The organism is Pseudomonas protegens (genome assembly GCF_013407925.2).
Lineage (GTDB): Bacteria > Pseudomonadota > Gammaproteobacteria > Pseudomonadales > Pseudomonadaceae > Aquipseudomonas > Aquipseudomonas fluorescens_AP.
In genome coordinates this window covers 2,805,157-2,829,662 of record NZ_CP060201.1, presented here as the reverse complement: position 1 = coordinate 2,829,662, position 24,506 = coordinate 2,805,157, and the positions used below count along the sequence as shown (strand labels likewise).

19 protein-coding genes and 1 pseudogene are annotated in these 24,506 nt (G+C 63.1%); 13 read left to right on the top strand and 7 right to left on the bottom strand.

Annotated elements, in window-relative coordinates:
* Window positions 1-56: 56 nt before the first annotated feature.
* Complete coding sequence (gene glnA, locus GGI48_RS13025) at window positions 57-1,463, bottom strand: glutamate--ammonia ligase (RefSeq protein WP_016965623.1); 1,407 nt, start codon at window positions 1,461-1,463, stop codon at window positions 57-59.
* 332 nt (window positions 1,464-1,795) lie between these two features.
* On the opposite strand from glnA, the gene thiI reads away from it, so the two are divergent.
* Window positions 1,796-3,250 (top strand): tRNA uracil 4-sulfurtransferase ThiI, encoded by a 1,455-nt coding sequence (gene thiI, locus GGI48_RS13020; RefSeq protein ID WP_047301131.1) that lies wholly within the window; start codon window positions 1,796-1,798, stop codon window positions 3,248-3,250.
* Window positions 3,251-3,389: 139 nt separating this feature from the next.
* Window positions 3,390-5,210, top strand: coding sequence for a translational GTPase TypA (gene typA, locus GGI48_RS13015; protein ID WP_047301133.1), 1,821 nt, complete (start codon window positions 3,390-3,392; stop codon window positions 5,208-5,210).
* Between the two features lie 238 nt (window positions 5,211-5,448).
* Here the strand turns inward: typA and GGI48_RS13010 are convergent, their stop codons facing one another.
* The gene (locus GGI48_RS13010) at window positions 5,449-5,892 is read right to left on the bottom strand and encodes a YkgJ family cysteine cluster protein (RefSeq protein WP_173655882.1); all 444 of its coding nucleotides are present in this window, start codon (window positions 5,890-5,892) and stop codon (window positions 5,449-5,451) included.
* Window positions 5,893-6,157: 265 nt separating this feature from the next.
* Between GGI48_RS13010 and GGI48_RS13005 the strand changes: the two genes are divergently transcribed.
* The 5 genes from GGI48_RS13005 (at window position 6,158) to GGI48_RS12985 (ending at window position 15,632) form a co-directional block, all read left to right on the top strand.
* Window positions 6,158-8,608, top strand: a complete 2,451-nt coding sequence (locus tag GGI48_RS13005) for a glycogen/starch/alpha-glucan phosphorylase (protein WP_179598609.1) — start codon at window positions 6,158-6,160, stop codon at window positions 8,606-8,608.
* 240 nt (window positions 8,609-8,848) lie between these two features.
* Window positions 8,849-12,478: a DUF2339 domain-containing protein gene (locus GGI48_RS13000; protein ID WP_179598608.1), complete on the top strand. Its 3,630-nt coding sequence runs from the start codon at window positions 8,849-8,851 to the stop codon at window positions 12,476-12,478.
* Window positions 12,475-13,854 (top strand): DUF3999 domain-containing protein, encoded by a 1,380-nt coding sequence (locus GGI48_RS12995; protein WP_179598606.1) that lies wholly within the window; start codon window positions 12,475-12,477, stop codon window positions 13,852-13,854. The genes GGI48_RS13000 and GGI48_RS12995 overlap by 4 nt, the downstream gene beginning before the upstream one ends.
* Window positions 13,855-14,015: 161 nt before the next feature.
* A complete protein-coding gene (locus GGI48_RS12990) occupies window positions 14,016-15,026 on the top strand; it encodes a class 1 fructose-bisphosphatase (RefSeq protein ID WP_016968637.1) in 1,011 nt (336 codons plus the stop codon).
* A gap of 3 nt (window positions 15,027-15,029) precedes the next feature.
* Window positions 15,030-15,632 carry a DUF924 family protein gene (locus GGI48_RS12985; protein WP_179598605.1) on the top strand — a complete coding sequence of 201 codons (603 nt, stop codon included), beginning with the start codon at window positions 15,030-15,032 and terminating at the stop codon, window positions 15,630-15,632.
* Window positions 15,633-15,645: 13 nt separating this feature from the next.
* Here GGI48_RS12985 and GGI48_RS12980 read toward each other — a convergent pair whose 3' ends face one another.
* The 4 genes and pseudogenes from GGI48_RS12980 to GGI48_RS31510 form a co-directional block, all read right to left on the bottom strand.
* A complete protein-coding gene (locus GGI48_RS12980) occupies window positions 15,646-15,978 on the bottom strand; it encodes a type II toxin-antitoxin system RelE/ParE family toxin (protein WP_179598604.1) in 333 nt (110 codons plus the stop codon).
* Window positions 15,975-16,247 (bottom strand): type II toxin-antitoxin system Phd/YefM family antitoxin, encoded by a 273-nt coding sequence (locus tag GGI48_RS12975; protein WP_110722658.1) that lies wholly within the window; start codon window positions 16,245-16,247, stop codon window positions 15,975-15,977. The genes GGI48_RS12980 and GGI48_RS12975 overlap by 4 nt, the downstream gene beginning before the upstream one ends.
* Before the next feature lie 168 nt (window positions 16,248-16,415).
* Entirely contained in the window at window positions 16,416-17,180 is a 765-nt protein-coding gene (locus GGI48_RS31515; RefSeq protein ID WP_372840252.1) for a methyl-accepting chemotaxis protein, read from the bottom strand.
* Window positions 17,181-17,321: 141 nt separating this feature from the next.
* A pseudogene (locus GGI48_RS31510) lies at window positions 17,322-18,173 on the bottom strand (cache domain-containing protein); the annotation flags it as partial.
* 138 nt (window positions 18,174-18,311) lie between these two features.
* Here GGI48_RS31510 and GGI48_RS12965 point away from each other — a divergent pair.
* From GGI48_RS12965 to GGI48_RS12955, 3 genes are all read left to right on the top strand, one after another.
* Window positions 18,312-18,494, top strand: coding sequence for a hypothetical protein (locus GGI48_RS12965; protein ID WP_016968640.1), 183 nt, complete (start codon window positions 18,312-18,314; stop codon window positions 18,492-18,494).
* Window positions 18,495-18,589: 95 nt separating this feature from the next.
* Window positions 18,590-18,844 carry a hypothetical protein gene (locus tag GGI48_RS12960; protein WP_011058771.1) on the top strand — a complete coding sequence of 85 codons (255 nt, stop codon included), beginning with the start codon at window positions 18,590-18,592 and terminating at the stop codon, window positions 18,842-18,844.
* 33 nt (window positions 18,845-18,877) lie between these two features.
* Window positions 18,878-19,447 carry a lipocalin family protein gene (locus GGI48_RS12955; protein WP_016968641.1) on the top strand — a complete coding sequence of 190 codons (570 nt, stop codon included), beginning with the start codon at window positions 18,878-18,880 and terminating at the stop codon, window positions 19,445-19,447.
* Between the two features lie 77 nt (window positions 19,448-19,524).
* Here the strand turns inward: GGI48_RS12955 and GGI48_RS12950 are convergent, their stop codons facing one another.
* Window positions 19,525-20,889, bottom strand: coding sequence for a formimidoylglutamate deiminase (locus GGI48_RS12950; protein ID WP_179598601.1), 1,365 nt, complete (start codon window positions 20,887-20,889; stop codon window positions 19,525-19,527).
* A 107-nt stretch (window positions 20,890-20,996) separates the two neighbouring features.
* Between GGI48_RS12950 and hutC the strand changes: the two genes are divergently transcribed.
* The 3 genes from hutC to hutU all read left to right on the top strand — a co-directional run bounded on the left by hutC (window position 20,997) and on the right by hutU (window position 24,415).
* On the top strand, window positions 20,997-21,746 hold the full coding sequence (hutC, locus tag GGI48_RS12945; protein WP_016968643.1) for a histidine utilization repressor: 750 nt from the start codon (window positions 20,997-20,999) through the stop codon (window positions 21,744-21,746).
* Window positions 21,743-22,315, top strand: a complete 573-nt coding sequence (locus tag GGI48_RS12940) for a HutD family protein (protein WP_047301152.1) — start codon at window positions 21,743-21,745, stop codon at window positions 22,313-22,315. The genes hutC and GGI48_RS12940 overlap by 4 nt, the downstream gene beginning before the upstream one ends.
* Window positions 22,316-22,732: 417 nt before the next feature.
* On the top strand, window positions 22,733-24,415 hold the full coding sequence (hutU, locus tag GGI48_RS12935) for a urocanate hydratase (protein WP_103741115.1): 1,683 nt from the start codon (window positions 22,733-22,735) through the stop codon (window positions 24,413-24,415).
* Window positions 24,416-24,506 lie beyond the last annotated feature (91 nt).

Sequence of the window (24,506 nt, the reverse complement as noted above, 5' to 3'; positions counted from 1 at the left end):
AAAAGGCCTCCCGAAGGAGGCCTCTCGATCACGCGGCGTGCGCCGGCGCTAGCGGATCAGCAGCTGTAGTACAGCTCGTACTCCAGTGGGTGTACGAAGGTACGAACCTTGATCTCTTCTTCGCTTTTCAGGGCGATGTAGGCGTCGATGAAGTCGTCGCTGAAAACGCCGCCTTTGGTCAGGAACGCACGACCTTTGTCCAGCTCTTCCAGGGCTTCCTTCAGGCTGCCGCAAACTTGTGGGATCTCTTTGGCCTCTTCAGGCGGCAGGTCATACAGGTTTTTGTCAGCGGCGTCGCCAGGGTGGATCTTGTTCTGGATACCGTCCAGGCCGGCCATCAGCAGAGCGGCGAAGGCCAGGTACGGGTTGGCAGCCGGGTCCGGGAAACGGGCTTCGATACGGCGGGCTTTAGGGCTCGACACGTAAGGAATACGGATCGAAGCGGAACGGTTGCGTGCCGAGTAGGCCAGCATCACCGGGGCTTCGAAGCCTGGAACCAGACGCTTGTAGGAGTTGGTGGCCGGGTTGGTGAAGCCGTTCAGGGCCTTACCGTGCTTGATGATGCCGCCGATGAAGTACAGAGCGGTATCGGACAGGCCGGCATAGCCTTCGCCAGCGAAGGTGTTCTTGCCGTCTTTCCAGATCGACATGTGCACGTGCATGCCCGAGCCGTTGTCGCCGTACAGTGGCTTAGGCATGAAGGTGGCGGTGCGACCGTAGGCGTCGGCCACGTTGTGCACGACGTATTTCAGGGTCTGGGTTTCGTCGGCTTTCTTCACCAGGGTGTTGAACTTGACGCCGATTTCGTTCTGGCCGGCAGTCGCCACTTCGTGGTGGTGAACTTCAACGGTCAGGCCCATTTCTTCCAGTGCGTTGCACATGGAGGTACGGATTTCGTGGTCGTGGTCGAACGGTGGAACCGGGAAGTAGCCGCCTTTGACGCCTGGACGGTGGCCCTTGTTGCCGCCTTCGATGTCCTGGTCGGACATCCACGAACCTTGTTCGGAGTAGATCTTGAACATCGAGCCGGAGATGTCGGACTTGAATTTCACCTGGTCGAAGATGAAGAACTCTGGCTCTGGACCGGCGAATACGGTGTCGCCGATACCGGTGGCTTTCAGGTGCTCTTCAGCGCGCTTGGCGATGGCCCGTGGGTCGCGATCGTAACCTTGCATGCTCGAAGGTTCGATGATGTCGCAGACCAGGATCAGGGTCGGTTCTTCGGTGAACGGGTCCAGCACGGCGGTTTCGTCGTCCGGCATCAGGATCATGTCGGAGGCTTCGATGCCTTTCCAGCCAGCGATGGAGGAACCGTCGAACATCTTGCCGGATTCGAAGAAGTCTTCATCCAGCGCATCACGGGCCGGCATGGTCACGTGATGTTGAGTGCCCTTGGTGTCAGTGAAGCGCAGATCAATCCATTTGACGTCATGATCTTTGATGAGTTGAACCGACTTCGACATAGTGTCCTCCGGGGTGGCTTCGGGCTTGGTGTTGGAGTGCCCTTAGAATGTGGGTGATGCCGGCGCGAATACTCTGCCATGGCAACCTGCCTCACAAGGGAGCAAATTGCATGCCAGTGCCCTGTGATGGGTTTTCTGCCCCAAAATCAGGCTTTGTGCGGCGGATTCGGCTAAATTTCGGCCTGTGGCGCACTGCAATGTAGCGCCTTACTCGATAAATGACCTGTTTTGGTGCACTGAAAACCTTCTGCACATTAATTGGTTAAACCTTGAGCAATTTCCGCTATAATCCGCGCCCCCCTTTTTCGGCTGGCCCAGCGCGCACAGTTTTCATGAAACTAATCGTTAAAGTTTTCCCGGAAATCACCATCAAGAGCCGCCCGGTACGGATGCGTTTCATCCGTCAGTTGGCCAAGAACATCCGTGCCGTGCTCCGCGATCTGGACCCGGCCGTGGTGGTCAATGGTGTGTGGGACAACCTTGAGCTGGAAACCACCCTCAGCGAGCCCAAGGCCCTGAAGGAGCTGGCCGAGCGCCTCTGCTGCATGCCCGGTATCGCGCACTTCCTGCAGGTCGACGAATACCCGCTGGGCGACTTCGACGACATCGTCGCCAAGTGCCAGCAGCACTTCGGCGAGGCCTTGCCCGGGAAGATTTTCTCCGTGCGCTGCAAGCGTGCCGGCAAGCATGAATTCAGCTCCATGGACGTGGAAAAGTACGTCGGCAGCCGGCTGCGTCGGCAGTGCGGCGCCGCCGGAATCTCCCTCAAAGAGCCGGAAATCGAAGTGCGGATGGAAATTCGCGACCAACGGTTGTTCGTGATCCACAGCCAGCACGATGGTATCGGCGGCTACCCGCTGGGTGCCCTGGAACAGACCCTGGTGCTGATGTCCGGCGGTTTCGATTCCACGGTGGCGGCCTACCAGATCATGCGCCGCGGCCTGATGAGCCACTTCTGCTTCTTCAACCTGGGCGGCCGTGCCCACGAATTGGGCGTGATGGAAGTCGCGCACTATATATGGAAGAAGTACGGCAGCTCCCAGCGCGTGCTGTTCGTCAGCGTGCCGTTCGAGGAAGTGCTCGGGGAAATTCTCGGCAAAGTCGACAACAGTCATATGGGCGTCATTTTGAAGCGTATGATGTTGCGTGCCGCCTCGAGCATCGCCGACCGCCTGCACATCGATGCACTGGTGACCGGCGAGGCGATTTCCCAGGTGTCCAGCCAGACCCTGCCGAACCTGTCGGTGATCGACTGCGTGACCGAGAAGCTGGTGCTGCGTCCGCTGATCGCCAGCCACAAGCAAGACATCATCGACCTGGCCGAACAGATCGGCACCGCCGACTTCGCCAAACACATGCCGGAGTACTGCGGGGTCATCTCGGTGAACCCCAAGACCCATGCCAAGCGCCATCGCGTCGAGCATGAAGAGAAAGAATTCGATATGGCGGTGCTCGAGCGTGCGATCGAGCGGGCCAAGCTGGTGCCGATCGATCGGGTGATCGACGAGTTGGGCCAGGATTTGCAGATTGAAGAAGTCAGCGAGGCGCTGGCCGGTCAGATCGTCATCGACATCCGTCACCCGGATGCCCAGGAAGACGACCCGCTGGAGCTTGCTGGCATCGAAGTACAAGCGCTGCCGTTCTATGCATTGAACGCCCGCTTCAAGGAACTGGATCCTACGCGCCAGTACCTGCTGTATTGCGACAAAGGCGTCATGAGTCGCCTGCATGCTCACCATCTGCTCAGTGAGGGACATGCCAATGTGCGCGTTTATAGACCGAGCTAAGTGCCCGGGGATGTTCGCCTGTGGCTTGCGTCACCGGCCCCCCGACGCCGCCGTCCAGCTGTAACGGCCAGGCCTGACTCTATTGTTAATCGCTGCCAGCATTTGTCAGCACACCGAATCCTCTGATCGAGATACACAAGTGATCGAAAATCTACGCAACATCGCCATCATTGCCCACGTTGACCATGGTAAGACCACCCTGGTAGACAAACTCCTGCGTCAATCCGGCACCCTGGAGCGCAACGAGCTCAACGACGAGCGCGTGATGGACTCCAACGACCAGGAAAAAGAGCGCGGTATTACCATCCTGGCGAAAAACACCGCCATCAACTGGAACGGCTACCACATCAACATCGTGGACACCCCGGGCCACGCCGACTTCGGCGGCGAAGTTGAGCGCGTAATGTCCATGGTCGACTCCGTGCTGCTGCTGGTCGACGCTCAAGACGGCCCGATGCCGCAAACCCGTTTCGTGACCAAGAAGGCGTTCGAAGCCGGCCTGCGTCCAATCGTGGTGATCAACAAGGTCGACCGTCCGGGCGCGCGTCCTGACTGGGTTCTGGACCAGATCTTCGACCTGTTCGACAACCTGGGTGCCACCGAAGAACAGCTGGACTTCAAAGTCGTCTACGCCTCGGCCCTGAACGGCATCGCCGGTCTGGACCACACCGACATGGCCGAAGACATGACCCCGCTGTACCAGTCGATCGTCGACAACGTACCCGCACCGGCCGTTGACCGTGACGGTCCGTTCCAGATGCAGGTTTCCGCTCTGGACTACAACAGCTTCCTGGGTGTGATCGGCGTTGGCCGTATCGCTCGCGGTCGCGTCAAGCCCAACACCCCGGTTGTGGCCATCGACGTCAACGGCAAGCGCCGTAACGGTCGTATCCTCAAGCTGATGGGTCACCACGGCCTGCACCGTGTAGACGTTGAAGAAGCTGCTGCCGGCGACATCGTCTGCATCAGCGGTTTCGACGAGCTGTTCATCTCCGACACCCTGTGCGATCCGACTGTTGTCGAAGCGATGAAGCCACTGAGCGTCGACGAGCCAACCGTTTCCATGACCTTCCAGGTCAACGACTCGCCATTCTGCGGTAAAGAAGGCAAGTTCGTGACTTCCCGTAACATCAAGGAACGTCTGGACAAGGAGCTGCTGTACAACGTTGCTCTGCGCGTTGAAGAAGGCGACTCGGCTGACAAGTTCAAGGTCTCCGGCCGTGGTGAGCTGCACCTGTCGGTACTGATCGAAACCATGCGTCGCGAAGGCTTCGAGATGGGCGTTGGCCGTCCTGAAGTGATCATCCGTGAAGTGGATGGCGTGAAGCAGGAACCGTTCGAAAACGTCACCATCGACATCCCTGAAGAATCCCAGGGCAAGGTCATGGAAGAAATGGGCCTGCGTAAGGGCGACCTGAGCAACATGGTTCCGGATGGCAAGGGCCGTGTACGCCTGGAATACAACATTCCAGCCCGTGGTCTGATCGGTTTCCGTAACCAGTTCCTGACCCTGACCAACGGTGCAGGCATCCTGACCTCGATCTTCGATCGCTACGCTCCGATGAAGTCCGGCCACATGTCCGGCCGTCAGAACGGCGTACTGGTATCGGTAGAAACCGGCAAGGCCCTGACCTACTCCCTGGAAACCCTGCAGGCGCGCGGCAAGCTGTTCGTCGAGCACGGCCAGGAGATCTACAACGGTCAGATCGTTGGTCTGAACAGCCGTGACAACGACCTGGGTGTGAACCCAACAAAAGGCAAGAAGCTCGACAACATGCGTGCTTCGGGCAAAGACGAAACCATCGCCCTGGTTCCACCGGTTCGCTTCACCCTGGAACAGGCTCTGGAATTCATCCAGGACGACGAGCTGTGCGAAGTGACTCCTAAGTCCATTCGTCTGCGCAAGAAGATCCTGGACGAAGGCGAGCGTACCCGCGCTGCCAAGAAAGCCAAGAACTGAGTCTTTAGTTCCGGCTGAATGAAAACGCCCCCGGTCGCGAGACCGGGGGCGTTTTTTTTCGCCTGGAGAAAACCTGTAGCCGCTGCCGAGCCTGCGAGGCTGCGACCGGGCGCGCAGCGGCCGTCAACCCAGGCGGCGCCTAGTGCCTGAGCTACCGCGCTGGCCGTCTTGCGGGTTCGCAGCCTCGCGCTGCTCGGCAGCGGCTACAGCAGTGCCAGCCAGCCTGAGGGGCAGGGGCTCAGAAGCGTTCCAGGGTCCGGCTGCTGGTATTGGTCGGACGCTCCAGGGGCTTGGGCTTGTAGGCGCAGTAGCCCGGACGCGGACCGATCTTCGGATGGTTGCGGCAGGTGTCCGGGCGCTTGTCATAAATGGTGCACAGGCGGCTTTTACGATCCAGATACAGGCAATCGTTGTTGCTCATGCGCTGCAGGGTGAAGATTTCCGATTTCTGGTTGTAGCGCTCGACGATGCCTTCTTTCTGCAGGCGCTTGGCGATGTTCTTCGCCGGCTCGCCGCGCTCGAATTCATCGACGATGCCAATCCGGATCAAGTCCTTGATCTTCACTTCCACCGGCAGGGTGCAGCAACTGGACATGCAGGAACCGCACATGGGCGCGGAGTATTTGGCCCAGGTATCGAGACGATCGATTTCCGCGGCGGCGATCAGGTTGGACTTCATCAAGGTGGTTATTCCGGCATGTTCCAGGGCGCGCGATCATACCGGGACTGATGGATTTTTGAACGACTTTGGGTCGGATTTTTCTTAGAGGGCGTCGGATTTACGCCCGGCGGCACGGCATCTGCATCTTTTTCCCCGCAGGCGCCGAAGACTCCCCCTTGAGCCGAGCCATTTGCAGCAGCGCCGAACCAGAGCCTTCGCCTCGTGTCAGACCGACTAGGCTCAGACCATTCCATGCTCACTGTGTATCTCGTCAGAGGTCGTATCGATGACTCAGGAACCCCTAGCTCGTGACGCTGAGGTGGCCGCTTTTCGCGAAGCGGTCTTGACCAAACTCACCTACGCGGTCGGCAAAGATCCGGACCACGCCTTTGATCACGACTGGTTCGAGGCCATTGCCCTGGCCGCGCGGGACCACATGGTCGACCACTGGATGGATCACACGCGGCAGATGTACCGCAAGGGGCAGAAGCGGGTGTACTACCTGTCCCTGGAGTTCCTCATCGGCCGGCTCTTGTTCGACAGCCTGAGCAATCTTGGCCTGCTGGACGTGGCCCGCGAAGCCCTGACCGACCTGGGGGTGGACCTGGAGCGCATTCGCCTGCTGGAGCCCGACGCGGCCCTGGGCAATGGCGGCCTGGGACGCCTGGCGGCGTGTTTCATGGAAAGCATGTCGACCCTGGGCCTGGCCGGTCACGGCTACGGTATTCGTTACGAGCACGGGCTGTTCCGCCAGGCGATCGTCGATGGCTGGCAGCAGGAGCAGACCGAGCACTGGCTGGATTTCGGCAACCCCTGGGAGTTCGAGCGTCCCGAGGTGATCTATTCCATCGGCTTCGGCGGCAGCGTCGACAGCGTGACCGACGAGGCGGGCAATACGCGCCAGGTCTGGTGGCCGGCGGAGACGGTGCGCGCGGTGGCCTACGACACCCCGGTGGTGGGCTGGCGCGGGGCCAGCGTCAACACCCTGCGCCTGTGGCGGGCCCGGGCCATGGAAGACCTGCACCTGGAGCGTTTCAACGCCGGCGACCACTTGGGCGCGGTGGCGGAAGTGGCTCGCGCCGAGAGCATCTCCCGGGTGCTGTACCCGGCCGATAGCACCGAAGCCGGCCAGGAATTGCGCCTGCGCCAGGAATACTTCTTTGTCTCGGCCTCGCTGCAGGACTTGCTGCGGCGCCACAAGAACATGCACGACTCGGTGCTCAGCCTCGGCGAGCATGCGGCGATCCAGCTCAACGACACCCATCCGTCGATCGCCGTGGCCGAGCTGATGCGCCAGCTGGTGGACCTGCACGGCATCGCCTGGGACGCGGCGTGGCAGATCACCGTGGACACCCTGGCCTACACCAACCACACCCTGCTGCCCGAGGCCCTGGAAACCTGGCCGGTGGGCTTGATGGAGCGCATGCTGCCGCGGCACATGCAGATCATCTACCTGATCAACGCCCAGCACATCGATGCCTTGCGGGCCAAGGGCCTGCACGATTTCGACGTGCTGCGGGCGGTGTCGCTGATCGAGGAGGACAACGGGCGTCGGGTGCGCATGGGCAACCTGGCGTTCCTCGGCTCCCACAGCGTCAATGGCGTGTCTGGCCTGCATACCCAACTGATGCGCAGCACGGTGTTCTCCGAGTTGCACAAGCTGTACCCGGAGCGGATCAACAACAAGACCAACGGCATCACCTTTCGCCGCTGGCTGTACCAGGCCAACCCGCCCCTCACCGAAATGCTGGTGGATGCCCTGGGTCCCGAACTGCTGGACAGCCCCGAGCAGCTGTTGCGGGGGGTTGAGCCCTTTGCCGAGAAGCCGGCGTTTCGCAAGCAGTTCGCCGAGCAGCGCCTGCACAGCAAGCGCGCCCTGGCGGCGCTGATCCACGAGCGCCTGGGCATCGCCATCAACCCGGCGGCGCTGTTCGATGTGCAGGTCAAGCGCATCCATGAGTACAAGCGCCAGTTGCTCAACCTGCTGCACACCGTGGCGCTGTATCAGGCGATCCGCGCCGAGCCGGAAACCGACTGGGTGCCGCGGGTGAAGATCTTCGCCGGCAAGGCGGCGGCCAGCTATCACCAGGCCAAACTGATCATCAAGCTGACCAACGACATCGCCCGCACGGTGAACAGCGATCCGACCGTGCGCGGTTTGCTCAAGGTGGTGTTTTTGCCCAACTACAACGTCAGCCTGGCGGAAAGCATCATTCCCGCCGCCGACCTGTCGGAGCAGATTTCCACCGCCGGCTTCGAGGCTTCGGGCACCAGCAACATGAAGTTCGGCCTCAACGGCGCCCTGACCATCGGCACCCTGGACGGCGCCAACGTCGAGATGTGCGAGCAGGTCGGCGCCGAACACATGTTCATCTTCGGCCTCAGTGCCCAGCAGGTGGAGGCGCGCAAGCGCAATGGCGAGTTCAGCGCGGTGCCGGACATCGCCGCCTCCCACCGGCTCAACGATGTGCTGCAGGCGATTCGCGGCGGGGTGTTCTCCCCGGATGATCCGTCGCGCTACACCGGGCTGATCGATTCGCTGATCGACTATGACCGGTTCCTGGTCTGCGCCGATTTCGACGCCTATTGGGACGCCCAGGCCCGGGTCGAGGAGCGCTGGCACGACTCCAAGGAATGGTGGCGCTCGGCGGTGCTCAACACGGCGCGCATGGGCTGGTTCTCTTCGGACCGGACCATCCGCGAATACGCCACGGAAATCTGGAAGGCCCTGGACTGACGGGCCCGGAAAAATGCTTGAACTGTGCACAAGGCCCAACGTTTGTTGGGTCGGGTCGATATACTGGGAGGCGATTTTATCTCCCATCGGGTGTCTTTTGGGCCGCGCTCGGCTTCCAATCGGGGAGAGATCTTCGCCGGCACGCTGGCTCCTGCAGTGATTGGTCGGAGCCTGAGTGCCGGTGAAAACCTCAACACCGCCGTACCCGTCCGTCCGTGGACCGCTTAGGGATATCGACACATGCAATGGATGTTCATGCTGCTGGGTGCCTTGCTGGGCTGGATCGTCGACCAGTCCATCAGCGACGCCCTGATTGGCGCGCTGCTGGGCCTGGTGCTTGGCCTGGCCATTCGTTTCGGTGCCCTGCAGCGACAGGTGCTCGACCAGCACCGTGAGCTGGAGCGGGCGAAAAGCACCCTCGAAGCCCTGGGCCAGCGCCTGGCCCTGCTGGAAAGCCCCGGCGGCACGGCCCAGGCGCTTGCAGAAGCCCAGGTCAGCAACCCACCTGCCGAGGCAAGCAGCGGCTTGAGCGCCGCTCCGGACCTGCAGGACCTGCCCGAATTCATTCTTGACGACGTGCGGCCGGTGGAACCGGCAGCGCCGGCTCCCGAGCTGGTCTGGGAGTTGCCCGCCGCGCCGCCGCCCGGTGCGGCAATCGAAGCCAGCCAGCCGCTGCCGGAGTCGGTCTGGCAGCCCCAGGCAGCGGCCCGTGAGCCTGCCGTGGCGCAGCCGCGGGAGCCGAACCTGATGGAGCGCGCCATCAGCGGGGCGCGCAACTGGCTGTTCGGCGGCAACACCGTGCTGCGAGTCGGCGTGGTGCTGCTGTTCCTCGGCCTGGCCTTCCTGCTGCGCTACGCCACCGAAGGCATGGTAGTGCCCATCGAACTGCGTTACGCCGGGGTTGCGGCCAGCTCCCTGGGCCTGTTGGGGCTGGGCTGGTGGCTGCGGCGGCGCAACAGCAACTACGCCCTGATGCTGCAGGGCACCGGCATCGCCGTGCTGTACCTGACGGTGTTCGCCGCCATGCGCCTGCACCCACTGCTCGACCCTTCCGCGGCCCTGGGCCTGCTGGTGGCGGTCACGCTGTTTTCGGCGATTCTGGCCATCACCCAGGATGCCCTGGGGCTGGCGGCCGCGGCGGCCCTCGGCGGTTTCGCCGCGCCAATCCTGACCTCCACCGGTGCCGGCAGCCATGTGGCGCTGTTCAGCTACTTCGCGCTGCTCAATGCCGGCATTCTGGCCATCGCCTGGTTCAAGGCCTGGCGCCTGCTCAACCTGATCGGTTTTGTCGGCACCTTCGGCATTGGCCTGGCCTGGGGCCTGCGTTCCTATACCCCGGAGCTGCTGTGGAGCACCGAGCCGTTCCTGATCCTGTTCTTCTTCATGTACCTGGCCATCGGTCTGCTGTTTACCCGGCGCAAGTTGCTGGAACTCAGCGATGCGCCGGCGGACGCCGATCGTCAGGCGCTGCTGCACTGGTCCGCGCGCAAGGGCGACTACGTCGACGGCAGCCTGCTGTTCGGTCCGCCGCTGGTGGGCTTTGGCCTGCAACTGGCGCTGGTCCAGCACCTGGAGTTCGCCGCCTCCTTCAGTGCCCTGGCCTTGGGCCTGATCTACATGGTCCTGGCGCGGCTACTGCTGGGCGGTCGCGCGCTGTTGCTCGGTGAAACCTGCCTGGCCCTGGGGGTGATTTTCGCCACCCTGGCCATTGCGCTGGGCCTGGATGCGCGCTGGACGTCTGCGGCCTGGGCGGTGGAGGGCGCGGGGATCTTCTGGCTCGGCCTGCGTCAGCAGCGTCCCCTGGCCCGGGTCTTCGCCCTGCTGCTGCAGTTGGGTTCGGCCCTGGCCTTCCTCAGTGAGCTGCGCCCCGGCGACTCCAGTCTGTTGGACGGTGCACCCTTGGGCGCGCTGTTGCTGGGCGCGGCGTTGCTGTTTTGTTTCGAGCAACTGCGCCGGGCCGATAAGGCCTGGTCGGCGAGCTGGGAGCAGGGCATGGCGCCGATCCTGGCAGTGGCCGGGCTGGGCTTCCTGTACCTGCTGGCGCCGCTGTTCTTGTTGACCCAGGGCACGGCCATCAGTTGGGCCCTGGCTGGGCTGGCGACCTTGTTTGTCGGCCTGCGCCTGCAATCGCGGACCTTCCTGTTCACCGCCTTTGCCGTGCAGTTGTTGGGCGGAGGGTTGTTCCTGATGCGCCTGCAAGGCGCGGACGGCGATGCCGGCGCGGTATTCAACGCCGGCTGGAACGGCCTGATGAGTGCTTCGCTGATTGGCCTGACCCTGATCGGTGGCATGCTCCTGGCCGCGCGCAACGACATGGTGCGCCATGACCCGCGCCTGCTGCGGGGCTTGTCGGTGGTGCTGCTGGCCGGGCTGATGATGATCAACCTGGCGGTGCTGTTCGTGCTGCCCTGGCGCACCGCCAGCGGCGTCTGGGCTGCCAGTGGCCTGTTGATCATCTGGCTCAGCCTGTACCTGCAGCAGCGCGCCAGTTTTGCCTTCGGCCTGCTGTTGCAGGTGATCGGCGGCAGCACTTTCCTGCTGGCCGGCACGGACGGCTTCTTCAGTGGCCTGGTCGAGGGCGTGCGGCCGTTGGCCAATGGCGATTTCTGGACGCCGATGGTCCTGGCGCTGGCGGCATTGCTCGGGGCGTGGCGCTTGCAGCGGGGCAATCACGGCTCGGCTTTCGACGCCTTGAGCCTGGGCCATCTGTCCGATCTGCTGCTGGCCTGGGGCGTTTGCTGGTGGGCGTTTACCTGGCTCCAGGAAGTGCTGCGTTTCGCCCCGGCCCATTGGCAGGCGAGCCTGTTGCTGTTGATCATTGCCCTCAGCGTGCTGCTCTGTGCGATGTTGGCCCGGCGCCTGCGGTGGAAGTCCCTGGGGCTGGCGTGCAGCCTGTTGATACCGGCGGCGGCCCTGGTGCTGCTGGCCTCCTGGACGTCGCGCTATCACCCGGCGGCGAATCTGGGCTGGCTGGCCTGGACCCTGTTGTTCGCCGTGCACTTCTTCAGTGTGCGGCGCCTGGAAGCCTGGCTGCCGAAGCGGGTCTTGAGCATCGCCCATGTGCTGGGCTGCTGGTTGCTGATCGGCGTGCTGGCGCTGGAGCTGCGCTATGGCTTGCTGCTGTTGTCCGAGCAGTACAACGCCTGGCGCTGGCTGGGCTGGGCGATCCTGCCGAGCCTGTACCTGGTGGCGATGGCCGCGCCGCGCCACTGGCCGTGGCCGGTCAGTGCGCATTCCCGTGAATATCGTCTGTATGCCGCGCTGCCCCTGGCGCTGCTGATGCTGGGCTGGTTCTGGCTGGCCAATACCTTCAGTGATGGTCGCGCCGAACCGCTGCCGTACCTGCCGCTGCTCAACCCCCTTGAACTGGGGCTGCTGTTTGCCCTGTTCGGCGTCTATGTCTGGTCTCGCAGTGCGCTGCAGCAACTGGCGATCCGCGTCGATTACGCCGAGCGTGGCACGCAGTTGCTGGCGGGGATTTCCCTGTTCGCCTTCTTCACCGTGCTGGTGATGCGCGCCGCCCACCATTGGAGCGGCGTGCCGTTCCAGGCCGAAGCCTTGCTGGCGTCGATGATGGTCCAGGCCGGGCTGTCCATCGTCTGGACCCTGATTGCCCTGGGCCTGATGATCGGCGGGCATCTGCGCCATCGTCGCGAAGTCTGGCTGATCGGCGCGGTGCTGATCGCCGTGGTGGTGGCCAAGCTGTTCCTGGTGGAATTGAGCAACCGTGGTGGACTGGCGCGGATCGTCTCGTTCATCGGGGTGGGGGGACTGCTGCTGGTGGTGGGCTATTTCGCGCCATTGCCGCCCAAGCGCGCCGAGGCCGAATCCGCGCCCGGAAAACCGTTGGATGAAGGAGTGTCATCGTGAGTTCGAAGCTGAGCCTGGGCTGGTTGGGCACTGTGAGCCTGTGTGTGGCGCTGTCCGCCGTGGCCCAGGACAAGCCGGGGGACTTCAAGTCCCAGGTGCCCTTGACCCTGAGTGGCGAGGGTCCCTGGTATCGCCTGGAGCTGCCGCTGGACGCGCAGCTGCATGCCAGCCAGACCGATCTGCGGGATATTCGCGTGTTCAACGCCGCCGGCGAGCCCCAGGCCTATGCCCTGGCCCGTCAACAGGCCCAGACCCGCGAGCAGCAGAGCCTTACCGAGGTGAAGTGGTTCCCGCTGTACAGCTCGGCGCAAGCCGGCGACAGCACCCCCAGCGTGCGCGTGCAATCCAGCGCCAACGGCACCCTGGTGGAGGTGCAGCCTGCCACGCAGTTGGAGGCCGGCGAGGAAGTGCTGCGCGGCTGGCTGCTGGATGCCAGTGGCATCAAGGCCCCGCTGCAGCAATTGGTGCTGGACTGGACCAGCGAGCGCGACGGTTTCCAGCGTTTCAGCATCGAGGCCAGCGACGACCTGCAGCACTGGCAATCCTGGGGCGACGGCCAGGTGGCGCGCCTGTCATTCGCCGACGAGCGGATCGAGCAGCACGAAGTGGCCTTGCCCGGGCAGTCGGCGCGCTACCTGCGCCTGCTGTGGAACACCCCGCAATCGGCGCCGGTGCTGACCTCGGCACAACTGCAGAGCAGCAGCACTACCAGCCTGCCGTCGCCGCTGGTGTGGTCCCAGCCGCTGCGCGGCACCGCCGCCAAGGCCGGTGAATACACCTGGCAGTTGCCCATGGGGCTGAATGTCGAGCGGGTGCGCATCGATCTCAAAGAGGCCAACACCCTGGCGCCGGCGACCCTGTATGGCCGCCGTGAAAGCAGCCTGCCCTGGCAGACCCTGAACAACGGCCTGCTGTACCGCCTGACTCAGAATGGCCAGGACGTGCAGCAGAACGAACTGCAAGTGCCGGGGCAGACCGTGCAGCAGTTGAAACTGGCGGTGGACGAGCGGGGCGGTGGCCTGGGGGCCGAGGCGCCGACCCTGGCGTTTGCCGTGCGCGGTACGCAGCTGGTGTTCCTGGCCCGTGGCGCCGGGCCCTACACGCTGGCGCTGGGCAACCCGAGCGCGACGGCGGCCAACCTGCCGCTGACCACCCTGATTCCCGATTACAGTCCGCAGCGCCTCAAGGCGCTGGGCCAGGCCAAGGTCGAAGGCGCGACGCCATTGCCACCAGCCACTGCTACGTCGCCGGCCGCCGCCGTGGCCGGCGGGCCGGACTGGAAGAAGATCGGCCTGTGGGCCGTGCTGCTGCTGGGGGTGCTGGCCCTGGGCGGCATGGCGGTGAGCCTGCTGCGCAAACCGGCGGCCAGATCCTGATCACCGTGGCGGGGGCAAGCGCCCCCGCGACGAATCCGTCTACGCTGAAAACCGGCGCCTGAACTCTATCTGCCAGTTCCCTGTCTGAGAGGAGGAAATGCGCCCCGACTCGCGTTAAACTGCGCGGGTTTTCAACCTCCCCCATTCCTCCGGAGCCGTCCATGTCCCGCGTTACCCTGAGTCGCTATTTGATTGAGCAGACCCGCAGCAACAATACTCCTGCCGATCTGCGCTTCCTGATCGAAGTGGTGGCGCGTGCTTGCAAGGAGATCAGCCACGCCGTGTCCAAAGGCGCCCTGGGCGGTGTCCTGGGCAGCATGGGCACGGAAAACGTGCAGGGCGAAGTGCAGAAGAAGCTCGATGTGATCTCCAACGAGATTCTCCTGGAAGCCAACGAATGGGGCGGTCACCTGGCCGGCATGGCGTCCGAGGAAATGGACAATGCCTACCAGATCCCGGGCAAATACCCGAAAGGCGCCTACCTGCTGGTATTCGACCCGCTGGACGGTTCGTCGAACATCGATATCAACGCGCCGGTCGGCACCATCTTCTCCGTACTGCGCTGCCCGAACGAGTACCTGAGCCAGAACGAAGCCTTGAACGAAAAGGCCTTTCTGCAGCCGGGCACCCAGCAGGTGGCTGCCGGTTACGCCATCTATGGTCCGCAGACCATGCTGATCCTGACCCTGGGCCACGGCGTCAAGGGCTTCACCCTGGACCGTGAAATGGGCAGCTTCGTCCTGACCCACGAAGACATCCAGATTCCGGAGTCCACCCAGGAATTTGCCATCAACATGTCCAACGAGCGTCACTGGGAAGCCCCGGTCAAGCGCTACGTGAGTGAGCTGCTGGCCGGCGACACCGGTCCGCTGAAAAAGAACTACAACATGCGCTGGGTCGCGGCCATGGTCGCCGACGTGCACCGTATCCTGACCCGTGGCGGCCTGTTCATGTACCCACGCGACAGCCGCGAGCCGGAGAAGCCGGGCAAACTGCGCCTGATGTACGAAGCCAACCCGATGTCCTTCCTCATTGAGCAGGCCGGTGGTGCTTCCACCGACGGTCACCAGCGCATCCTCGACATTCAGCCTGAAGGCCTGCACCAGCGCGTAGCGGTGTTCCTCGGTTCGAAAGAAGAAGTGGCTCGCGTGACGGGCTACCACAAGGAGTAAGACATGGCCGCGCCTTGGCAGCCTCTGCTTGATTGGTGGTTCGGTTCAGCCGAAAAGCCGGCAGAGATGGTCGCTGCCAAGGGCCGGTTGTGGTTTGGCAAGCGCGACAGTCAGGACCTCGAAGCGCGCCAGCGCTTTGGCGACTTGACGGAGCAGGCACTGGCCGGCGGATTGACCGAGTGGACGCAAAGTCCCCACGGTTGGCTGGCCTTGGTGCTGTTGCTTGATCAGTTACCGCGCATGATCCACCGCGATACGCCCAAGGCCTTTTCCGGCGATGCCCGGGCCCAGGCCCTGGTGGCGCAAGGCATCGCGGCGGATTTTGACCGGCGCCTGTCGGCCATGCAGCGCAGTTTCATCTACCTGGTGTTCGAGCATTGCGAGCACCTGGCGGTGCAGAACGAAGGGGTTTCGCGCTTTGCCGCCCTGCATGACGAACAGCCCGAGGACGATCGTCCGGTGTTCGCCGATCAGCTGGACTACGCCGAACGGCACCAGAAAGTCATTGCCCGCTTCGGGCGCTTTCCCCATCGCAATGCCATTCTCGGCCGTGAATCCACTGCCGAAGAGCTGGCTTTCCTGCGCGAGCCTGGTTCGCGTTTCTGACGGCCGGCAAGCATTACCTGTCCGCTCGCAACAGGCGCTTCATCAGCAACGACTGCAGGTCTTTGCGTGTATCGGCAATGATGTGGATAAAGACGGTGTTCTCCCGCACTTCGTAGATCACCCGGTTCATGCCGCAAAGTACCTGGCGATAGTGGCGCAGATTGAGCTGCTGAATTTCGTCAGGTATCACGCCAGCGTAGGGCGAGGTCGCCAGTTGAGCCACGGTGGATTTCAAGTGCTGGAAGGTGCTGTGCCAGGCTTGGGGAGAGAATCGACTGATCAGGTAGTGTCTGATTTCTTTCAGGTCATGTTCTGCCGAATGCAGAATGACCACCTTGAATCTCATTGCGGGTCGTCCCGCTCCAGGTCGGCAAACACCTGCTCTGCATCACGGAACTGGCCGGCTTCAATCTCCCGGTTGCCCAAGGCCAGAAGTTTCAACATGGCCAGGGTCGCTTCCTGTTCCTCAAAGCTCTGTACATCCATAACCACCAGCTTGGCTTCGCCATTCTGGGTAATAACCAGAGGCTCGCGGCTTTCCGTCAGTTGCTTGACGATCTCGGCGGTGTGGCTTTTCAGGTAACTGATGGGCTTGACCTGGGATGAAAGCTTCATGGGGCGGGCTCGACTGGAAAGGCAGGCCTGAGTTTAGTCTTAATCCAGTTCTGTTGGGGGCGTGCAGACCAGCGACTGTATTGCCGGATGTCCGCAATCGAATGATTTCGCCGGCAAGCCGGCTCCTACGAATACTGGTAGGAGGCGGCTTGCCGGCGACGCTGCTCCTCAGATACGGAAGCTGCCCACCAGGTGCTGCAGGCGCTTGGCCTGTTGTTCCAGGTCGGCGCAGGCGCGCAGGGTGGCTTGCAGGTTTTCCACCCCTTCCTGATTCAGGGTGTTGATCTCGGTGATGTCGACATTGATCGACTCCACCACCGCGGTCTGCTCCTCGGTGGCGGTGGCCACCGACTGGTTCATGCCGTCGATCTCGCCGATGCGCTGGGTCACGCTGCCCAGGCGCTCGCCGGCCTGGTTGGCGATGCTGACGCTGCTTTCGCTCTCGCGCTGGCTCTCGGTCATGGTGCCCACCGCTTCACGGGCACCGACCTGCAGTTCTTCGATCATCTTCTGCACTTGCTGCGCCGAATCCTGGGTGCGGTGGGCCAGGTTGCGCACTTCGTCCGCCACCACCGCGAAGCCGCGCCCGGCCTCGCCGGCGCGGGCCGCTTCAATGGCGGCGTTGAGCGCCAGCAGATTGGTCTGCTGCGAGATGCTGGTGATGACTTCGAGGATCTGCCCGATGTTCACCGTGTTGCTGTTGAGGGTCTCGATGTTGTCGCAGGAGCTGCTGATCTTGGCCGACAGCTGGTGCATGGCGGCGATGGTCTGATCCACCACTTGCTGGCCGTCTTGCGCCAGGCTGCGGGCCTCGCTGGAGTGCTGCGAGGCGAGGGCGGCGTTCTGGGCGATTTCCTGGGCGGCGGCGCCCAGCTGGTTGATGGCCGCGGCCACGCTGCTGGTGCGCGAAGCCTGTTGGTCGGAGTTGAACATCGACGAGTTGGAGGCGGCGACCACGCGCAGGGCCACTTCGTTGACCTGGCCGGTGGCCGAGGACACTTCGCGGATCGAGCTGTGGATGCGCTCGACGAAACGGTTGAACGACAGCCCCAGGGTGCCGAACTCGTCGTGGCCATGGATCACCAGGCGCTTGGTCAGGTCGCCTTCGCCTTCGGCGATGTCGTGCATGGCCCGGCCCATCACGTGCAGCGGCTGCATCAGCATGCGGATCAGCATGCCCAGCAGGCTGATGATGATCACCACCGCGATCAGCATGGCGATGATCGCCGAGGTGCGAAACTCGCTGAGCACAGCGAAGGCGGTGTCCTTGTCCAGCACTAGGGCCACGTACCAGTCGGCCGAAGGCACGCCGTTGACGTGGGTGAAGGAGATCAGTTGGGTCTTGCCATTGAGCTGCACTTCCTTCAGGCCGGGGCTGATGTTCGGGGCACCCGCGGGATAGGCCTCGGCGAGGCTTTTGAGCACCAGCTTGCTGTCGGGGTGGATGAGGATCTTGCCGTCGGCGCTGACGATGAAGGCCTGGCCATGACCGCCGAAGTTCAGCGAGTTGATGATGGCGCTGATGCTCGACAGATCGATGTCGGCGCCGGCCACGCCGATCATCTGGTTCTGATGCTGCACCGGGGTGGCCACGGTGATCACCAGCTTGCCGGACGACGCGGCGATGTAGGGTTCGGTGACGATGGTCCGTTGCGCGCCGGTGGCCGCCTTGTACCAGCCGCGGGCGCGGGGGTCGTAGTCGGCGGCGCGATTGCCGGCCGGCACCGAGAACATCACGCCGTCCTGGCCGCCGAAGTAGCTGAGCTGGAAGTTGCCGGTATAGGCGGGCAGGCCGACGCTGCGTTTCAGGCTCTCGGCGCCACTGCCGTCCACGGCGATCTGCTGGGCCAGGGACTGCAGGAGCTGGATTCGGCTTTCCAGCCAGGTCTGGATATTGCTGGTGGTCAGGCTGCCCAGTTCCTGCATGGTTGACTCGGTGCTGTTGCGCAGGGCTTCGCGCTGTCGGTAGTCGTTGAACAGAATAAAACAGGCGAACGCGACGGCCACCACAAGGGCGGCGGCGAGCAGGATCTTGTGGCTGAATTTCATATTTCTGGTCATTAAGTGAACTACCGCGATGGGCTGGTCAACGAGGGGCGTCAATTTGCCACAGTGGAAGGCTTTGCGCTGCAGTTATGTCGACTGGCCATCAAGGAAGATGAGGGCCGGGCTGGGAAAACCGACGAACTGCAGGGCGGTCCGAAGAGGTGCTTGATTTACCGGGAAAATGCCTTGCTCGCCGGGTAAGAAATACCCGGCCGCGCGGGGAACCAGAAGGGGGTTTTCTCTTCTAAGCTTCTGGTTGGCTGACAGGCCTTCCCCCCTTCGTCCAGGAGTTCACCATGTCCCTGCGTTCTCTCGCTCTGTTGTCCTTCTGCGTGCTGCTGGCCGCGTGCAGCAAGGTCAATCAGGAAAACTATTCCAAACTCTCGGCGGGCATGCCCAAGGCCGAGGTCGAACAACTCCTGGGTAAACCGACCGACTGTTCGGGCGCGCTGGGTATGTCCAGTTGCACCTGGGGCGACAAGAACAGCTTTATCAGCGTGCAGTATGCCGGTGACAAGGTTCTGATGTTTTCCGGGCAAGGCCTGAAGTAAGAACCGGGGCCTTGGGCCCACGGGAGAAAAATAATGATGCGTTTTGTTTTCACTCTTCTGGTCGGCCTGCTCTTGGCCGGCTGCGCCACGTCCCGGGACGATTCGCTGGCGCCCAAGACCGTCAACCACGTCGATCTCAAGCGTTACCAGGGGACCTGGTACGAGCTGGCGCGGCTGCCGATGTATTTCCAGCGTAACTGTGCGCAATCCGAGGCGCGTTACACCCTGTTGCCCGAGGGCAACGTGGCAGTGCTCAATCGCTGCCTGACCCCGGAGTGGAAGTGGGAAGAGGCCCGTGGTACCGCCACGCCTCAGGTGCCGGGCAAGACCGACAAGCTGTGGGTCGAGTTCGATAACTGGTTCTCGCGGCTGCTGCCGGGAGCGACCAAGGGCGACTACTGGGTGCTGTATGTCAGTGATGACTACAAGACCGCGATTGTCGGCAACCCGAACCGGCGCTACCTGTGGTTGCTGTCGCGCACGCCGGAAGTCAACGAAACGGTGCGTGAAGAGTTGCTGAGCAAGGCGCGTCAGCAGGGCTATGACACCACGCGTTTGATCTGGCGGGTGTCGGACTCGGCCATGGCCAAGACCTCGAAGTAGACCTGTAGGAGCCGGCTTGCCGGCGAAGGCGCTCTCATGGACGCTTTCGCCGGCAAGCCGGCTCCTGTGCCTATGGGTCAGTTGAGCAGGTCGCGCAGAACCTCGGTGAAGGCCCGGTTGCTGTCTTCTTCGGCGGCGTGATGCCCGTCACGCACCACCCATTGCCCGCCCACCATCACATCCCGCACCTGACGGTCGCCGCCGGCGAACAGCCAGCGGTTGAGAATCCCGTCGCCCTCGGCCGTGGCCAGGTAAGGGTCGTTACCATCCAGCACCAGCCAGTCGGCGCGCTTGCCCACGGCCAGGGTGCCAATGTGTTGCCCCAGCGCCTGGGCGCCGCCATCCAGCGCGGCATCGTACAAAGTGCGGCCGACCATGGGCTGGTCCGCGCGGTACAGACGGTTACGGCGCTGGTCCCGCAGGCGTTGGCCGTACTCCAGCCAGCGCAGTTCTTCCACCACGCTCAAAGACACATGGCTGTCGGAGCCGATGCCCAGGCGTCCGCCCTGGGCGAGGAAGTCCACCGCCGGGAAGATGCCGTCGCCCAGGTTGGCCTCGGTGGTCAGGCACAGGCCGGCAATGGCCCGGCTTTCGGCCATGAGGCTGACTTCTTCCGGGTTGGCGTGGGTGGCATGAACCAGGCACCAGCGTTGATCCACCGCGACGTTTTCATACAACCATTGCAGCGGGCGGCGTCCGCTCCAGGCCAGGCAGTCGTCCACTTCCTTCTGCTGCTCGGCGATGTGGATATGCACCGGGATCTGGCGGTCGCTGGCGGCCAGCACTTCGCTGATCTGCTGGGGCGTGACCGCGCGCAATGAGTGAAAGCACAGGCCCAGTTGCTGGTTGGCCTGTTGCGCCAGCACCGGTTGCAGGCGCTGTTGCAGTTGCAGGTAGTGTTCCGTGCTGTTGATGAAACGGCGCTGGCCGTCATTCGGCGCCTGGCCGCCAAAGCCCGAATGGCTGTACAGCACGGGCAGCAGGGTCAGGCCGATGCCGCTGCTGGCGGCCGCCTGGCTGATGCGTCGGGACAGCTCGGCGGGGTCGGCGTAGGGCTGGCCGTCGCTGTCGTGGTGCACGTAATGGAATTCGGCCACCGAGGTGTAGCCGGCCTTGAGCATTTCGATGTACAGCTGGCGAGCGATGATCTGCAGCTGGTCGGGGCTGATCTTGCCTACCAGGCGGTACATCAGGTCGCGCCAGGTCCAGAAGCTGTCGTTGGGGTTGCCGGCCACTTCCGCCAGCCCGGCCATGGCTCGCTGGAACGCGTGGGAGTGCAGGTTGGGCATGCCGGGTAGCAGCGGGCCCTTGAGCCGTTGTGCACCTTCGGCGCTGGCGTTGGCCTGGATCTGTGTCAACAGGCCATCGGGGCTGACTTCAAGACGTACATGATTGGCCCATCCATCAGGCAGCAGCGCGCGTTCGGCGAAGAAGGCGGACATGGTTCAAGCACCCTATCGTGTGTTATTTGTATATACATATACAGACGTTTGCCTGCCCGGTAAACTCCGGCAAGCTAGTCACCTTTTTTGCTCAACAAGGATTTCCTGTGCCGACTCCGCCTGCCAAATCGCCGCTGGCTGCCCATCTGGGCGATAGTCCGGCGCCCTTGTATGCCCGCGTCAAACAGATGATCACCCAGCAGATCGAGAGCGGAAACTGGCCGCCGCACTACCGGGTTCCCTCGGAAAGCGAGCTGGTCAACCAGCTGGGTTTCAGCCGCATGACCATCAACCGCGCGCTGCGCGAGATGACCGCCGAAGGCATGCTGGTGCGCATGCAGGGCGTGGGGACTTTCGTCGCCGAGCCCAAGAGCCAGTCGGCCCTGTTCGAAGTGCACAACATTGCTGACGAGATCGCCTCCCGCGGTCATCGCCACACCTGCCAGGTCATCACCCTGGGCGAAGAGGCCGCCGGTTCCGAGCGCGCCCTGGCCCTGGACATGCGTGAAGGGCAGAAGGTCTTCCACTCGCTGATCGTGCATTTCGAAAACGATATCCCGGTGCAGATCGAGGACCGCTTCGTCAACGCCCTGGTGGCGCCGGAGTACCTCAAGCAGGACTTCACCCTGCAAACCCCTTACGCCTATCTGTCCCAGGTGGCGCCGCTGACCGAGGGCGAGCATGTGGTCGAGGCGATCCTCGCCGAGCCCGAGGAGTGCCGGCTGCTGCAGATCGAACGTGGCGAGCCGTGCCTGCTGATTCGCCGGCGCACCTGGTCCGGGCGTCAGCCGGTGACCGCCGCCCGGTTGATCCACCCCGGTTCCCGTCATCGCCTGGAAGGACGCTTTCACAAATGATCCAGCCCACCCTGTTACGCGCCGCCGACTACCCGCGCATGCCCTGGAAAAACGGCGGCGGCAGCACCGAAGAAATCACCCGTGACGCCGGCACCGGCCTGGAAGGTTTTGGCTGGCGCCTGTCGATTGCCGACATTGGCGAGTCCGGCGGCTTCTCCAGCTTTGCCGGTTATCAGCGGATCATCACCGTGTTGCAAGGTGCGGGCATGCAACTGACGGTGGATGGTCAGGCTGGGCGGCCCTTGCTGGCGCTGGACCCCTTCGCCTTCAGTGGCGCCAGCCAGGTGAGCTGCACGCTGCTGGACGGGGCGATCCGCGACTTCAACCTGATCTACTGCCCTGAGCGTTATGCCGCTCGTTTGCAGTGGTTCGATGGTCAGCAGCGCTTCTTTACCCAGGCCCACACCGTGCTGGTGTTCAGTGCCGCCGAGCAAGCCTGGGTCGACACGGGCAGCACCCCGTTGCAGGCCCTGGGTCGTTACGATTGCCTGCGTCTGGATGGCAATGCCGGAGTGCTGGAGATCGCCACCGACGGACGCTGCTGCGTCATCGAGCTCAGCGCCCGCTGATTCCCATGGGCCGTCGCTGGCCGGGACACGGACGGCGACGGTTGCAGGTTTTCCTTCCTTATATCCGTCCTTCGATTGCCCCCGGATGCTGGTCCGCGGCGCGGGTTCGTGCCGTGCATCCTTCCCGGCCGGGGCGCTGTCTCCCGCGCACCCATTTGTTACCGAACGCCCCAGAACAGCGCGAAACCGTTGTTTGGTAACAGCCTCGCGGCTGAACAAAATCCCCTTCTCGAAAAATCTCGCTCCTTTGAAAGCCTTGTTCCACAAGGGTTGCAGTTTTATCCCCAGGCTTTTCAGTGAAGTCTCATACAAGTTGGCCGCTTGATTGCATATGCTTGTATGTACAAGTAAATATGTGTGCGTAAGAGTCGATGGAATCCTCTTCGCACCTTGGACTCATCGCCGAGGAGTTTTTCCGTGACTGATAGCAAACCCACTAAATTCCGCAACGTCGAAATCCGCGCCGCACGTGGCAACAAGCTGACCGCCAAGAGCTGGCTGACCGAAGCGCCGCTGCGCATGCTGATGAACAACCTCGACCCGGAAGTGGCCGAAAACCCCAAGGAGCTGGTGGTCTACGGTGGCATTGGCCGTGCCGCGCGCAACTGGGAGTGCTACGACAAGATCGTCGACGCCCTGACCCACCTGAATGACGACGAAACCCTGCTGGTGCAGTCCGGCAAGCCGGTGGGCGTGTTCAAGACCCACAGCAACGCGCCGCGGGTGCTGATCGCCAACTCCAACCTGGTGCCGCACTGGGCCAGCTGGGAGCATTTCAACGAGCTGGACGCCAAGGGCCTGGCCATGTACGGCCAGATGACCGCCGGCAGCTGGATCTACATCGGCAGCCAGGGCATCGTCCAGGGCACTTATGAAACCTTCGTCGAAGCCGGTCGCCAGCATTACGACTCCAACCTCAAGGGCCGTTGGGTCCTGACCGCCGGCCTGGGTGGCATGGGTGGCGCTCAACCGCTGGCCGCGACCCTGGCCGGGGCCTGCTCGCTGAACATCGAGTGCCAGCAGACAAGCATCGACTTCCGCCTCAAGACCCGCTACGTCGACGAGCAGGCCACCGACCTGGACGACGCCCTGGCACGCATCAAGAAGTACACCGCCGAAGGCCGCGCGATCTCCATCGCCCTGTGCGGCAACGCTGCGGAAATCCTGCCGGAACTGGTACGCCGTGGCGTGCGTCCGGACATGGTCACCGACCAGACCAGCGCCCACGACCCACTCAACGGCTACCTGCCCAAAGGCTGGACCTGGGAGCAGTACCGCGACCGCGCCAAGACCGAGCCCGCCGCCGTGATCAAGGCCGCCAAGCAGTCCATGGCCGAACACGTCAAAGCCATGCTGGCCTTCCAGAAAATGGGCGTCCCGACCTTCGACTACGGCAACAACATCCGCCAGATGGCCCAGGAAGAGGGCGTGGAAAACGCGTTCGACTTCCCGGGTTTCGTCCCGGCTTACATCCGTCCGCTGTTCTGCCGTGGCGTCGGTCCATTCCGTTGGGCGGCGCTGTCCGGTGACCCGCAGGACATCTACAAGACCGACGCCAAGGTCAAGGAACTGATCCCCGACGACGCCCACCTGCACAACTGGCTGGACATGGCCCGCGAGCGCATCAGCTTCCAGGGCCTGCCGGCACGGATCTGCTGGGTCGGCCTGGGCCAGCGCGCCAAGCTCGGCCTGGCGTTCAACGAAATGGTGCGCAGCGGCGAGCTGTCGGCGCCGATCGTCATCGGTCGCGACCACCTGGACTCCGGTTCCGTGGCCAGCCCGAACCGTGAAACCGAATCCATGCAGGACGGCTCCGACGCCGTGTCCGACTGGCCGCTGCTCAACGCCCTGTTGAACACCGCCAGCGGTGCGACCTGGGTTTCCCTGCACCACGGCGGCGGTGTCGGCATGGGCTTCTCCCAGCATTCGGGGATGGTGATCGTCTGCGACGGCACCGATGAAGCGGCCGAGCGGATTGCCCGGGTGCTGCACAACGATCCGGCCACCGGGGTCATGCGTCACGCCGACGCTGGCTACCAGATCGCCATCGACTGCGCCAAGGAACAGGGCCTGAACCTGCCGATGATCACCGGCAAGTAGCCGCAGCATCGGTTCACCCCACCCTCCCTGTAGGAGCCGGCTTGCTGGCCAAGCAAGCACCGAGGTACATCAGCTGCACCGCCTCGCGAGC

What these genes read in the sequence shown, in the direction of transcription:
- glnA (WP_016965623.1), bottom strand. Translation starts at nt 1,463, where the DNA reads ATGTCGAAGTCGGTTCAACTCATCAAAGATCATGACGTCAAATGGATT.
- thiI (WP_047301131.1), top strand. Translation starts at nt 1,796, where the DNA reads ATGAAACTAATCGTTAAAGTTTTCCCGGAAATCACCATCAAGAGCCGC.
- GGI48_RS13005 (WP_179598609.1), top strand. Translation starts at nt 6,158, where the DNA reads ATGACTCAGGAACCCCTAGCTCGTGACGCTGAGGTGGCCGCTTTTCGC.
- GGI48_RS13000 (WP_179598608.1), top strand. Translation starts at nt 8,849, where the DNA reads ATGCAATGGATGTTCATGCTGCTGGGTGCCTTGCTGGGCTGGATCGTC.
- GGI48_RS12990 (WP_016968637.1), top strand. Translation starts at nt 14,016, where the DNA reads ATGTCCCGCGTTACCCTGAGTCGCTATTTGATTGAGCAGACCCGCAGC.
- GGI48_RS12985 (WP_179598605.1), top strand. Translation starts at nt 15,030, where the DNA reads ATGGCCGCGCCTTGGCAGCCTCTGCTTGATTGGTGGTTCGGTTCAGCC.
- GGI48_RS12980 (WP_179598604.1), bottom strand. Translation starts at nt 15,978, where the DNA reads ATGAGATTCAAGGTGGTCATTCTGCATTCGGCAGAACATGACCTGAAA.
- GGI48_RS12975 (WP_110722658.1), bottom strand. Translation starts at nt 16,247, where the DNA reads ATGAAGCTTTCATCCCAGGTCAAGCCCATCAGTTACCTGAAAAGCCAC.
- GGI48_RS31515 (WP_372840252.1), bottom strand. Translation starts at nt 17,180, where the DNA reads ATGTTCAACTCCGACCAACAGGCTTCGCGCACCAGCAGCGTGGCCGCG.
- GGI48_RS12960 (WP_011058771.1), top strand. Translation starts at nt 18,590, where the DNA reads ATGTCCCTGCGTTCTCTCGCTCTGTTGTCCTTCTGCGTGCTGCTGGCC.
- GGI48_RS12955 (WP_016968641.1), top strand. Translation starts at nt 18,878, where the DNA reads ATGATGCGTTTTGTTTTCACTCTTCTGGTCGGCCTGCTCTTGGCCGGC.
- GGI48_RS12950 (WP_179598601.1), bottom strand. Translation starts at nt 20,889, where the DNA reads ATGTCCGCCTTCTTCGCCGAACGCGCGCTGCTGCCTGATGGATGGGCC.
- GGI48_RS12940 (WP_047301152.1), top strand. Translation starts at nt 21,743, where the DNA reads ATGATCCAGCCCACCCTGTTACGCGCCGCCGACTACCCGCGCATGCCC.